At 40.0% G+C, this 12,889-nt stretch carries 10 protein-coding genes; 1 reads left to right on the top strand and 9 read right to left on the bottom strand.

The genetic code is table 11. The features are described from left to right. Positions 1 to 7 precede the first annotated feature (7 nt). From IGI41_RS12230 to IGI41_RS12240, 3 genes are all read right to left on the bottom strand, one after another. Positions 8 to 1,450: a glycoside hydrolase family 1 protein gene (locus tag IGI41_RS12230; protein ID WP_430610047.1), complete on the bottom strand. Its 1,443-nt coding sequence runs from the start codon at positions 1,448 to 1,450 to the stop codon at positions 8 to 10. Then, positions 1,440 to 2,246: a MurR/RpiR family transcriptional regulator gene (locus tag IGI41_RS12235; protein ID WP_430610048.1), complete on the bottom strand. Its 807-nt coding sequence runs from the start codon at positions 2,244 to 2,246 to the stop codon at positions 1,440 to 1,442. Before IGI41_RS12235 ends, IGI41_RS12230 begins: the two co-directional genes overlap by 11 nt. A 291-nt stretch (positions 2,247 to 2,537) precedes the next feature. Next, entirely contained in the window at positions 2,538 to 4,658 is a 2,121-nt protein-coding gene (locus IGI41_RS12240; protein ID WP_430610049.1) for a glycoside hydrolase family 65 protein, read from the bottom strand. A 179-nt stretch (positions 4,659 to 4,837) separates the two neighbouring features. Here IGI41_RS12240 and IGI41_RS12245 point away from each other — a divergent pair, with 179 nt between their 5' ends. Further along, a complete protein-coding gene (locus tag IGI41_RS12245) occupies positions 4,838 to 6,058 on the top strand; it encodes an amidohydrolase family protein (RefSeq protein ID WP_430612839.1) in 1,221 nt (406 codons plus the stop codon). 81 nt (positions 6,059 to 6,139) lie between these two features. Here IGI41_RS12245 and IGI41_RS12250 read toward each other — a convergent pair whose 3' ends face one another. The 6 genes from IGI41_RS12250 to IGI41_RS12275 all read right to left on the bottom strand — a co-directional run bounded on the left by IGI41_RS12250 (position 6,140) and on the right by IGI41_RS12275 (position 12,857). Further along, the gene (locus IGI41_RS12250; protein ID WP_430612842.1) at positions 6,140 to 6,868 is read right to left on the bottom strand and encodes an alpha/beta hydrolase; all 729 of its coding nucleotides are present in this window, start codon (positions 6,866 to 6,868) and stop codon (positions 6,140 to 6,142) included. 90 nt (positions 6,869 to 6,958) lie between these two features. Next, positions 6,959 to 8,425, bottom strand: a complete 1,467-nt coding sequence (locus IGI41_RS12255; protein WP_430610050.1) for an alpha-L-fucosidase — start codon at positions 8,423 to 8,425, stop codon at positions 6,959 to 6,961. After that, on the bottom strand, positions 8,409 to 9,077 hold the full coding sequence (locus tag IGI41_RS12260) for an SGNH/GDSL hydrolase family protein (RefSeq protein WP_430610051.1): 669 nt from the start codon (positions 9,075 to 9,077) through the stop codon (positions 8,409 to 8,411). The genes IGI41_RS12255 and IGI41_RS12260 overlap by 17 nt, the downstream gene beginning before the upstream one ends. Positions 9,078 to 9,191: 114 nt before the next feature. Continuing rightward, entirely contained in the window at positions 9,192 to 10,946 is a 1,755-nt protein-coding gene (locus IGI41_RS12265) for an ABC transporter substrate-binding protein (RefSeq protein WP_430610052.1), read from the bottom strand. Between the two features lie 21 nt (positions 10,947 to 10,967). Further along, positions 10,968 to 11,900: a carbohydrate ABC transporter permease gene (locus IGI41_RS12270; protein ID WP_430610054.1), complete on the bottom strand. Its 933-nt coding sequence runs from the start codon at positions 11,898 to 11,900 to the stop codon at positions 10,968 to 10,970. A gap of 15 nt (positions 11,901 to 11,915) precedes the next feature. Beyond that, on the bottom strand, positions 11,916 to 12,857 hold the full coding sequence (locus IGI41_RS12275) for an ABC transporter permease (protein ID WP_430610055.1): 942 nt from the start codon (positions 12,855 to 12,857) through the stop codon (positions 11,916 to 11,918). Between the last annotated feature and the right edge of the window lie 32 nt (positions 12,858 to 12,889).

The following is a 12,889-nucleotide window of genomic DNA, read 5'->3' on the forward strand; positions in this document are numbered from 1 at the left end:
TCTTTACTTATTTATGTTCAACTAAGCTCTGACCATTTGTACCAATCACTTCTTTGTACCAATAAAAAGAATCTTTAGGAATTCGTCTTAAATCTAATACCTCATCATCTGTTGTATTGATATAAACTAATCCATATCTCTTGGCCATCCCATTACCTGTACTCAATAAATCAGTAAATGACCAAGGGTTGTATCCAAATACTTTTGCACCGTCTTCAATGGCTAAACCAACTTGATATATCTGATCATTTAAGAATTTAATCCGTTCTTCATCATGCACTTGTCCATCTTCACCTAGTGTTTCATGAGCACCATAACCATTCTCAGTTATGACCATTGGCAAATGATAATGATCATCCATGTATCGTAATAAATAGCGCATTGCAACTGGATCGATTTCCCAATCCCAATCCGTTGTATCCACAAAAGGATTAGATGTTTGCGCAAATATTCCTGGGTAATTTGGATAAACAAATTCTCCCTTCCTACCTGATTTGTTCAAACCGATTTCTTGGTGTTCAGATTCAACAGGTGATGCTTTGGCAACATTGCTTCGATAACAATTGATCCCAAAGAAGTCAATTTTTGCCTGTGCCACTAATTCCATATCTCCAGGTCGAATATCAGGATCGATTTGATGTTCTTTCCAATATCGTTTAATAAATCCGTTGTATTCTCTATTCGCATTAAAATCATTCCAAATTTTTTCTGTCAGTTCTTCAGCATTCATCGCAGCAATTTGATCTTCAGGTTTAGCAGATTCCGGATAAAAAGGAACCATCCCGGGAACTGGTCCAATTTTTCCTCCTTCAACTAATTCATGACAAGCAATAACGGCTTTGGAATGACAAAGATTCATTATATGATTTACTTTCCATTTGTCTTCAAACCATGTATCAGGATACTTGCAAACGCCTAACCAATCCCCGTACACAATTTGCATATTTTGTTCATTGATTGCTAACCAATATTTCACACGATCCCCAAAAGCTGTAAAGCATGTTCGAACATATTGATCAAAAGCATCAATAATGCCACGATCATACCAACCATTGAATTCTTCATCGACCCAAACCGGCATATCATAGTGATATAAGGTAACGATGGGCGTAATTCCATTGGCAATCAATTCATCAATCAATTGGTTATAAAAATCAATCCCCAATTGATTAGCGATACCCGAATTGTCTGGATAGATACGTGGCCAAGCAATTGAAAAGCGATAAGAAGTAAAGCCTGCTTCAGCCATTAATCGAACGTCTTCTTTATATTTATGATAATGATCAGCTGCAATCGAATTATCTGCATAGGGTTTTTTCTTCTTACTATTTAAATCAATAATCGCCGTCGAACGGCCATCTTCAGCTACCGCTCCTTCAACTTGCCAAGCAGCACTTGAAGCACCCCATAAAAAGTTTTCTGGAAATGTTGGTTTATTTTTATAATGCATGTAAGTTTCCTTCTTTCTTTTGTTCAAGTATATAACCGTTCAATAGTAAATCTAATACAAAATCTATCCCATACGTGTAATAGAGAAGTTCTGTTATCTCTTGTTCATGGTGTTGCGCACTTAAGTGGTACAATTTATCAAATACTCTGTTATACATTGGATTTCGGTTGTTCGTAAATAAAATTTTTTTAGCTGAACTCATCTTTAGATCTTCTAATAGCGAGGAAACAAATAGGCCAGATATTGAAAAAACGATAATCAAAGGCTGTTCTTTGGTATCCATTGCATTTTCTAAATCTTCTTTAGATGTCAACAGTGACACTCTTTTCCCAAATAAAATCATTCGTTGTTGAAAGGTCTTCACACTACCAGCTATATTACTGGAACACAAAATCATCACTTGTTTATTGGTGTTGATCAATCTGACCAATCGATCGACTTCTTGCGTATTGAAGCGAATGCTCAATTCTTCTAATAAAGAACTGATATTACTTTTAAGCTTTGGCAGAAAATCTGAGTAGCCATAAAATTCTTGAAACTCATTTACACCATCATCAAATGTTTCTGCAGCTTTCTTCATATCAGAAAAATTGTCATACCCAAGCTGTTGAGCGAACCTGCGAATGGAGGCGCGAGAAACATGCTGACTTTCAGCAATTTGGTAGATATTCCAACTCTTAACACTTTTGAAATTTTCAAGAAAAAACTTTGCTAATTCATATTCGATTGTTCCTATTTCATTCTCGTTTACAATATGATTTAGTTTATACACAAAATTTAAACGGTTTGTATTCATGTTTGAATCTCCCTTGGCCAAGTTTGATTATATTCAAAGTATAAAGGATACGCTTTCAATTTTGGGTTGCATATTTTGCACCCAAAAAGTGAACAACCTAAATCTACTTTAAAAATTCGTTTTTTGATACACCATAATGAAATATATTAGTCATGTAACGTATAAAAAACCAGCAATAAATTTGCTGGTTTCCGAATTGAATTTATTTATTTATTTATATTTCTACTCAAAGCAAGAGGTACGTCTATTCAAATCATTTCCAGCTACAAAACCTATTTCCTTCAACAAAATCTATCCTCTTTTGACCCTAATGCCTCTTCCCACCTCTTCCACGATCAACGCGGAATCTTTTGCCAATCCACATGAAATCCTGTCCTTATCCAAAGTCACTTTCACTGCTTCACCCAAATAAGTAAGTGTAAAGGATAGATGGTCGATCTCTTTGGGTAAATGATTCGTCATACGTAAACCTTGATCATAATACAGCCCCGCAAACCCATAGATCAAACTTAACCAACTTCCCCCCATATTGGCGGCATGGATGCCATCCACGACATTTTTTTGCAAATCGGTAAGATCCATCAGCGCGGTATCCATAAAATAGCGATATGCTTTGTCCGTTTCACCAATGCGGCTGGCCATCACACTAAAAATCGAGCGTGATAAAGAAGAATCATGCGTGGTAACTTTTTCATAATAGTCATAATCACGTTTCATTTGTGACACGCTAAAGTCACCCGTGAACAACATCTCAGCCAAAACCGTATCTGCTTGCTTGCATACTTGATGTTTATAGATGATCATTGGATGATAGTGAAGCAGCAGCGGATAATTTTCAGCTGGCGTTTCTTCAAAAGGCCAAACGGCTTGATCTAAGAAGCTGTCATCTTGTTGGGTGATTTGACGTTCATCATCAAATCCGAAATACATGGCATCTGCAGCAGCTCGCCACTTGCTTTTCTCTTCAAGATACATTCCGTAGCGTTCAGCTAATTCAGCTGCATAGGATAGATTGTTTTGGACCATTTTGTTGGTATAAAAATTATTGTTGACAAGGGCACTATATTCATCTGGTCCAGTCACCCCGTGGATAACAAAATAATCCTGTCCTTGTTTATGGCTATATGTTCCATAATCCAACCAAAACTTTGCGGTCTCAAATACCACTTCTTTTCCAATTCCATCCATCAGTTTTCGGTCGCCAGTGACACGTTCATATAATTGGAATCCATACACAATATCTGCGTTGATATGCAATTGTGCTGTACCAGCTGGGTAATAGGCACTCGTCTCATGCCCATCAATTGTCCGCCAAGCAAACAACGCACCTGATTGCCCCAATTCTCTCGCTCTATCTTTGGCTTGCGGCAAGATATTGCCTCGATAGGTTAGTAATTGCTTCGCTACCTCTGGATTGGTATAAATGAAAAACGGCAACAAATACATTTCCGTATCCCAGAAATAATGTCCTTCATACCCTTCACCAGTCAGCCCTTTCGCAGCAAAGTTGGTTTTGCCATCTCTGCCAGCGCCTTGGTTTAAATGAAATAAATTAAACCGTATGCCCTTTTGCAATTGTTCATTGCCGCTGATTTGGATATCACTTTTCTCCCAGAATTCTTGGTAACTCTCCTTTTGCTCTGCCAATAATATTGAATAATCAACGAGTTGATGTTGAAAAGGGTGAGGTTGATTGGCGTCCACGAGTGCCAATTGAAAAATCGAAGCGACAGAGGCACCCTCAACGAGTGTATGTGGACCTAAATCTATGTTTAGTGCAATCTGTTTGCCACTATGGGGCGCGGTCCAAATCTGATAATCAGTGACTATTTCTTTTTCTAGTTGGTGACTTTTATTGGCGACTCGTGGATCATCTGTTTCAATGATACTGAAAGATTGATCCAGTGTATGACTGAGTTCAACGGCATCCGAGAAAGTACAATTCTTGATAGTATAGCGGCAAGCATACAATTCTCGTCGGGTCATGGAGGCAAAAGACTCCATATGCAGATCAAATTGTTTATTTGATGGCGTGGTCACGTCATATATTTCTGTTAAAATTCCCGCAGCCATATCTAGATTCATCTCTATACGTTTCGTCTGCCATTCACTATCTGAGGAGCACTCTTGACCAATACGCAAAATGATGCCTCGTATATTTGGTAATTTACAGATTGTTTGATGATTTTTGGCGTAACCATAAGCCCATTCTCCATATTGGATTGGTTCACTATCAAAAAAACCATTGACGAAAACGCCCGGATTTCCAGGATAAAGCTGGTTCACCTTCAACGGGTGTCCTGCACGCACACCAATTTGACCATTTCCCACTGCAAAAAGTGTTTCTAGGTATTCTTGCGTTTGATGAGGTAGTTCTCCAACGGATAATTGAAACGACTGATGATCTATCATATAAAGTCCTCCTTCTTGCGGTTCGCTTAATCTGTCGACTTGCTTCTTTATTCTCTATCCTACACGACTCAATAATGATTGCAAGCCGTATCCCTCCACCTACTCGTGCGCTTTAAGCTGAATTGTCTATGAAAAACTTCAAATATGTTACGATGATAAAAATGAAAGAAGGCGATTACTTGGATAGATGGTTGATAAATGTTCTTATAGAAACGAGTTACCTAAAAGAGGGTGATTGGACATACGATACTGCCAAAGAAGCAGTAGCAATCAAAATCAAGAATGGTTACATTACCGATATTTTACCCATGGATCAATGGCAAGAAGATCAAACAGCACAAATCATAGATGGCAAACACCACCTACTTCTACCCGGTTTGGTCGAAAAACATTGTCATTTAGATAAAAGCAAGTTGGGCACGAACTGGCGGCCTGTGACCCCAGCTGCATCTTTAGTTGAGCGTTTTGAATCAGAGATTCCACAGTTAGATGCCTTGCCAGTCTCCATTGAAGAACGCGCGCAAGCATTGATTGACGCTGAACGCCCTCATGGAACAGTCTTTTTCCGTTCCCATATCGATATTGAGCCTATGACTGAATTGCGTTATTTTGATGCTATTTCTCACCTATTGAAACAGCAGTCTTTTGGTTCTGAAATCGTTCTTTTTCCGCAGCATGGTTTACTTCGCAGTCAAGCAATCCCATTGATTGAAGCGGCAATAGCTACTGGAAAAGCAGCACTGATTGGTGGTGTAGATCCATATACTTTAGACAAGGACTACAAAACTGCCTTGAACACAACTTTTACTTTAGCAAAAGAGAATCACTTGGGTATCGATATCCATCTCCATGATCGCCAGGAAGCCGGCAGAGCGACGATCAAAGAAATGATTCGTCTGACAAAAAAATATAATATGCTCGGACAAGTATCGATCAGTCATGCATTTGGTTTGAATGATTTTGAAGGTGCCGAAAGAAAATCTGTTTTTCAAGATTTGGCTGACTTAGATATCCACGTCATATCAAGCATCCCCTTGTCACCAAATACGATCCCCCCATTAAAAGAACTTCAAAGCTATGGTGTGAATGTCCATATTGGCTGTGATAATGTCTATGATTCATGGTCCTCCTTAGGAGATGGTTCATTACAAGAAAAACTGGTCCGTTATTTGGAAATATTTGGTGTAAAGTCACAAGAGCATTTGACTGCGTCACTTGGACTTGTGACCGATGGGCACGTTCCGCTAGATCAGAATGGTTTGCAAAAATGGCCGAATGTGGGTGATGAAGCAAACTTTATATGCACAACTGCCACATCCTCTGCGGAATTTGTCGCACGAAAAGGAACGGTCACTCGGAGTTTTTATCGGGGAGAGACGATATGGAATGAGCCAGAATAACCGTATACACAATAAAAGAGGTGCTTTTTTAGATTTCATCTAGAAAAGCACCTCTTTTATACGTTACATTTAGTTCAAGACTCAAATATTCCACTTCACCCAATCTGCAAACAGTTCTGGCCAACGTACAATCGAAGGTTCAATATTATGGATTCCGCCATTGGCCGTCTCTTTGGTACCTAAACTCAGTCCATGACCCCCTCTTGGGAAAATATGCATTTCATAGGGTACATTATGCTGCCGCAATTGTTCTGCGAAAAGCAAGCTATTTTCAGCCATCACCAGCCCATCTTCCAGTGTATGCCATAGAAATGTTGGCGGTGTCTGCTCAGTCACTAAATGTTCAAGTGAAAGCGCAGCTTTTTTGGTAGGGTATGCTTCTGCTAATAATGCTTGAAAAGAACCATCATGTGCAAATTTGCCACTAGATAAAACTGGATAACTAAGGAGTAGGCCATTGGGCATCCACTCTTCTTTTGTTCCCTCAAGCAATCCTTCTAAAAATGATTCCTGCCATGAAACACCCAAATTCGCGGCTAAATGTCCCCCAGCTGAGAAACCTGCTACGATGATTTTGGTAGGATCAACATGCCAGTCTTCTTGGTTTTTGCGCACCAGTTGAACTGCAGCTGCTAATTCTGTCAGTGCTAACGGATAGACCGCTGGTTTGATACTGTATCGAAGGACAAAAGCTTGAAAGCCGAAGCTCATCATTTTGATGGCAATCGGTTCAGCCTCCCGATCAGAAAGCATTTCATACCCGCCGCCAGGACAGATAATGACTGCCGGTCGCGTACGCGCCGTGTCCATCTCAGGAGAACTCTCGATAATATAGGTTGTTAAACTTGCATTGCTATTTGGTCGTAGTCCATGAATTTGTTTGTATAACACCAAAACACCTCATTTCATTGTGATTTTAAATACGATAGGTTTGTCTGTATCGATTGGCTCAAAGGTTACGTGTAATCCCTGAGTTGTCACTTGCCAATCGATGACTTGCTGATCATGCCCTAAAAGCGCAACTTCCTGAATAATGCCATGGAACTCAGGAAGATTCTGATCTTGAGACAAGGATAAAGATTTTATATGTGCTTGACCATCTAATGGACTGTTCATTTGCACAGCATACAACGAATCCCCCTGAATCGTAAAGCGAAAATCTTGACTTGTATATTGTGTGACGCTGTTTTCTTGAAACTGGCCAGCAGATATAACGGTCGGGCCTTCACCCGCTTTGCGCCACGGTTTACTGCCATAGATTGCAGCACCGTTCTCCATTAACCATTGGCCGATTTCTTTCAGTATCTCCTGATCTTTTTTGGGAATCTTTCCTTTTCCATCAGGTCCAACATTTAAGAGCATATTGCCATTTTTGCTCACTGCTTCAATCAAATCGCGAATGATTTCTCCACTCGTTTTATAATCTAATGTATGTGTATAGCACCAAGAATTGCGGGCAATGGCGGTATCTGTCTGCCAGTAAAAAGGCTGGGGATCAGCAAATTTTCCTCTTTCAATTTCAACGATGCCCGTACCAAACATCATTGCATCGTGCTTGTAGCAAATCGCCACTTGCTTTCCCCATTCTACACCACGATTGTAATAGTACGCAGTAAATAATTGAAGATGTTGTTTAAATGCGTCATGTTGAATCCACCAATCAAAATAAAGCAACTCAGGTTGATAAAGATCCACCAATTCGCAAGTCCTAAACAGCCAATCATCTAGAAATTCTTGACTCGGATAGGGTTGACTAAATAAGTCTTGATTGTCTGGTTCTGGCATCGCAGGCCAATAAAAATCGCCTTTTTTCAATGGTTCATGAATATCACTTTCAAACGCTTTCCCATGCCCCATAAAAAACCAATGCTCTGCACGATGGGAAGATGTACAAAAATGCAGAGATTGTGCTTCTGCTGCTGTCTTTAATTCAGCCAGAATATCTTTTTTGGGACCCATTTCTGCTGCATTCCATTTCGATAAACTGCTTTGGTACATTTGAAAACCGTCATGATGTTCCGCTACAGGAAATATATACTGCGCACCTGCTTCTTTAAATAGCTGCATCCATTCTTGTGCGTCAAAAGATTCGGCAGTAAACAGGGGGATAAAATCTTTATAGCCAAATTCAGCTTGCGGTCCATAGGTTTTGATATGATGGTCGAATTCTGGATGGCCTTTTAGATACATATTTCTGGAATACCATTCATTGTTAAATGCCGGGACACTATACAATCCCCAATGGATAAAAATACCAAATTTGGCTTGTGCAAACCATTCGGGCAAAGAAAATTTCCCTAATGATGCCCAGTTTGGTGCAAATGGCCCTTGGTTTGCCACTTGTGTGATTTCAGCGATCGTCTTCATCTTTTCCCTCCAAAATACCGACAGTTTCGAGCCATGTCTGCGCAATCAATAGGTGACCTGCCAGAGATGGATGTACCCGATCACTGCTTAGGACGTATGACGATTGATAGCATAAAAAGGCATCGATTTTTTCTTGCACATTGCCATGGGGCAAACTGAATTCTTCTGCAAGATGCGCTACCACCTGTTGATAATGCCCCAACTTCTCTCGCACCGGATCGTTTTGATTGTGTTCCACCATAAATGGACTCAATAAAATGATGCCTTTTACATTGGGTAATGTTCGTGTGATCAACTCTCGCAGTTCCTTTTCGAATCTCTCTAACGATACCAACTTGGTTTGTGCAAAGGTCCCATCAAAATGGCGCCAGACATCATTGACGCCAATCATGATCGTGACCCAATCTGCCTGAAAATCAAGCACATCTGCTTGCCATCTTTTCTTTAAGTCGCTTACTGTGTCACCGCTGACACCGCGATTGACGATCATCAATTCTTTTTGCGGCAATAACGCCGTTGTATACGCATTGATCAAATTGACATACCCATCGCCCCACGAGGACCAGCCTGCGGGAATCGCATCATAATTACGGTTGCTATCTGTGATCGAATCTCCCACAAACAGCAATCGATCATTTTTATCTATCCACATTCATTTTCCCTCCTAAAAAAAGAAGATCGATCCTGAAGCTATCGGATCAATCTTCTTTCGCAACAGTTGATACATTGCTATTCTTAACCGTCGATCTTCATCACTTTCTTATGCTTACTCTGCATCACCAAATTCTTTGGCTACTTCTTCTCGCTTCGTATTTTGATCTTTGGCGTTAGTCATATCGAATTCTAGAACAGTTTGATAACCTAAACCATCCGCAGTATCTTGCATTTCTTTCAAAAGCTTGTCGAACTCAGACGCATCTTTTGCAAAAACCATTTTCCATGAATATTCAACGATTGTCGATTTGGCTTGATTTCTCAACGTTGAGATTTCAGAACTATCTTCTGGGGCTACATAACTGGCACCTGGTGCAACAGCAAGTTGGTCATGATCTTCTAAATAAGCAATCGTTGACTCTGCACCATCCATATTTTTTGACCAATCTTCTTTCACTGGATTGGTATTTTCATTCTGATAACTTTCCCACATCGTGTATGCATAAGGAAACCCAGTATCTGGATTTGTATCGATTGGCAAGACAGTATTCACGTTCAATGCAGACACACCGTCTTTATAGGTTCCGCCACCATATTCTTCTGGTACATCACCATTTCCATCAAGGAGCGCTTGTTTACCAAAATCCGTTAGTACTGGTTCGCCATCTTTCATTTCCCAAGTCAGGCCTTCTGGACCACTACTGCCACTCGTTTGTGAGGAATTTGCTAACACACCTTCAGATGAATAGAGCCAATCAATAAACGCAGCAATTCTTTCTGGATCTTCCGCATTGGAGCCGATACCGATAAATTGTTTGCCGCCATAGACTTCAGCACCATAAGAAAAGATTGTTTGATCTTGGATCGGTGCCAGCATAAAGCCTTTACCCGCGTCTAAATTCGTTGTCGTATTATATGCTGCTTGTCCCAACCATGGCCACCAAGAAAACAGCACTTGTCCATCTTGGAATTTCGCAAACAAGGTATCATAATTTTGTGTAGTCGATTCTGGATCGATCAGCCCTAATTGATTGGCTTCGAAATAAAATTTAAGTGCTCGAATGTATTCAGAATCGCTTGCCAAAATACTTTGGTAATCAGACCCATCTGCTTTAGCCAATACAAATCCTTGCTCATCATATCCATAATACGTGACCAACTGTTTGCCAGCATTCATCATATTGCCGTCCCAATCACCAAACAAGGAGAATCCATAGACTTTCTTTCCAGAATCTGTAGTGGGATTATCTTCTTGCATTTTTTGAATAACAGGCAGCAAATCTTCCAACGTATCGATTTCGGGATATCCTTGATCCGCATACAGATCCCAACGTACATAAGCGCCGAAAGTCGGGTCTAATCCTTCTGAAGGATCTGTAGATTTAAGTGTGGATACCGATGTTGGAAAACCGTAGATCCCATCAGATCCTTGATTTAAATTTTGAACTGCTGCATCAAAACGACTCACATTATCCATATTTTCATAGTATTGACTTGCATCGGTCAATAAGCCTGCCTCAACCAGTTCATTGTATTGTTGGCCATTATCTACAATGATCAAGTCTCCTAAATCACCTGCAGCTGTTCGTGTTTGATATAACGTATCACCATTTCCTGCAACATTCGGTGCAATAATATTCAGTTCCATATTGAATTTGTCTTTGACTATTTTTGCGAACCAGCCTTCTTGCATGCCCATATAATTGGCCAGCCCATCATATACATCGATCGTGATCGTTTCATCATAATTGCCATCGCTGCTCGCCGTGTCCTTGTCTGCATCTGACGACCCGCCACAAGCTGACAATCCCCCTAGTAATGTAACTCCCAATAACCCTGTAGTGATGTATTTGGACATTTTTTTCATTTTCTTCCCTCTTTCTTTTGATTATCCTTTGACCGCACCCAACATGATTCCTTTGACAAAATATTTTTGGAAAAGCGGATAAATGAACATAATTGGTAAAACAACGATAACTGAAACGGTCATCCGGATCGACGTAGGCGTCTGTGTTGTAGCAGCTGAGGCAATACTAGATAGTGATCCTGACGTATTTTTGACCATTTGTGCCAATGAATTGGCTTGGTTGATATAGGTATACAGCAAATATTGGAGTGAATATAGGCTTTGATCAGTAATATAAATCAAGGTATCTTGAAATGAATTCCACTGTCCGACTGCTGAGAAAATTGCCACTGTAGCTAAAATGGGTGTACAGTTTGGTAATATCACCCGAAAGAAGACTTGGATTATTCCCGCACCATCCATCTCCGCAGCTTCTTGGAGCGATTTCGGAATCGATTCAATATAGGTTTTGACCAATATAATGTTGAATGGCTGTACAACGGCGGGTAAGATATATACCCAAAAGCTATTCGTCAGCCCCAATGTTTTCATAGTGATAAACAATGGAATCAACCCAGCGTTGAAATACATTGTGATCACCACGAAACGATACCAGAATTTGCGTTTCCACATTTTTTCTTGGGTAAACATAAACCCTAAAAACGCCGAAGCCAAAACAGTTGCGGCTGTTCCAATGACCGTCCGTGCTACAGAAACGGTCGCAGCTAAGGGCAACCCTTTTAGTTGCAGTACTTGGCTATAATTTTCTAAATGAATTCCTTCAGGAAAAAACCGAATTTGGCCTAATGCGCTCAGTTCGTTATTGCTAATGGAGTTAATGATCAAATAGTAAAATGGATACGCACAAATCAATGTAATGACCACAAAGAAGGTATAATTTATGACCTTGAACACGAGATCATCAGTTTGCCGAACTTTTTTTTCTTTTTTCTTTTCTGTAAGTGACAGCTCCATGAAATCTTCCCCTTTCTATATAATGGATGTTCCTCTGATTTTTTTAGATGCTCCATTGACAATAGCTAATAAAGCGACAGAAATCACACTTTTAAGCATACTGATGGCTGTTGCAAGAGAAAGACTATTCCCGCCCATGCCAAGGTTATAAACGTATAAATCTAATACTTGGATCGTATTTTTATTAAAGGCATTTTGGAAGACGAAATACTGATCCATCCCATTGTTCAATAGATTAGCAATGGATAACATCAACATCACCAAGAAAGTCGGCATCAGTGCTGGTAAAGTAATATGCCGCATCAAGTGGAATCGATTGGCTCCATCGATTCGTGCAGATTCATATAACTCTGGATCGATGCCGGAGATACCCGCCAAGTACATAATCGCACCCCAGCCTAATCCTTTCCAAACATTCCATAAACACATGACGAGCCACGTGTGATTGCCACTATCCAAGAATTTGATTGGATCGGTGACAAATCCCCATTCCTGCAACAATGTATTCACAAGACCAGTGGATGAAAAAAGGCTAAAAGCAATCGTATAAACAAGAACCCAACTAATAAAATTAGGTAATGTCGTCAATGTTTGAACTAAATTTTTGAACCATTTACACTTGATTTCATTGAGTAAGATCGCAAAACCCACTGGCAACACCGATGTAGCAATACCCAAGAAACTCATCGCAAAGGTATTTTTCATTACTTGTACGATTTGGTCGACTTGTGTCGGACTAGAAACCAATAGGCGAAACCAGCGAAACCCAACAAATTCGCTTCGTCCTAAGCCAAGCGCTGGCTTATAATCGTATAATGAATAAATCCACCCATGCAAAGGAAAATATGAGAATAAGAAGACCAATACTAAGAAAGGTACGATGCAAAAAAACATGATTTTCCCTTCACGCGTCACCCGCTTATTTCTCTTTGGTTGTATATTTCTCTGTATTTCCATTTTCCTCCCCCTTTTTTGTAACCGCTTTTACA

The organism is Enterococcus sp. DIV0876, from assembly GCF_050529585.1.
Taxonomy (GTDB): domain Bacteria; phylum Bacillota; class Bacilli; order Lactobacillales; family Enterococcaceae; genus Enterococcus_D.

Coding starts and splice junctions, on each gene's coding strand:
- IGI41_RS12230 (WP_430610047.1), bottom strand. CDS start 1,450: ATGCATTATAAAAATAAACCAACATTTCCAGAAAACTTTTTATGGGGT.
- IGI41_RS12235 (WP_430610048.1), bottom strand. CDS start 2,246: ATGAATACAAACCGTTTAAATTTTGTGTATAAACTAAATCATATTGTA.
- IGI41_RS12240 (WP_430610049.1), bottom strand. CDS start 4,658: ATGATAGATCATCAGTCGTTTCAATTATCCGTTGGAGAACTACCTCAT.
- IGI41_RS12250 (WP_430612842.1), bottom strand. CDS start 6,868: ATGGACACGGCGCGTACGCGACCGGCAGTCATTATCTGTCCTGGCGGC.
- IGI41_RS12255 (WP_430610050.1), bottom strand. CDS start 8,425: ATGAAGACGATCGCTGAAATCACACAAGTGGCAAACCAAGGGCCATTT.
- IGI41_RS12260 (WP_430610051.1), bottom strand. CDS start 9,077: ATGTGGATAGATAAAAATGATCGATTGCTGTTTGTGGGAGATTCGATC.
- IGI41_RS12265 (WP_430610052.1), bottom strand. CDS start 10,946: ATGAAAAAAATGTCCAAATACATCACTACAGGGTTATTGGGAGTTACA.
- IGI41_RS12270 (WP_430610054.1), bottom strand. CDS start 11,900: ATGGAGCTGTCACTTACAGAAAAGAAAAAAGAAAAAAAAGTTCGGCAA.
- IGI41_RS12275 (WP_430610055.1), bottom strand. CDS start 12,857: ATGGAAATACAGAGAAATATACAACCAAAGAGAAATAAGCGGGTGACG.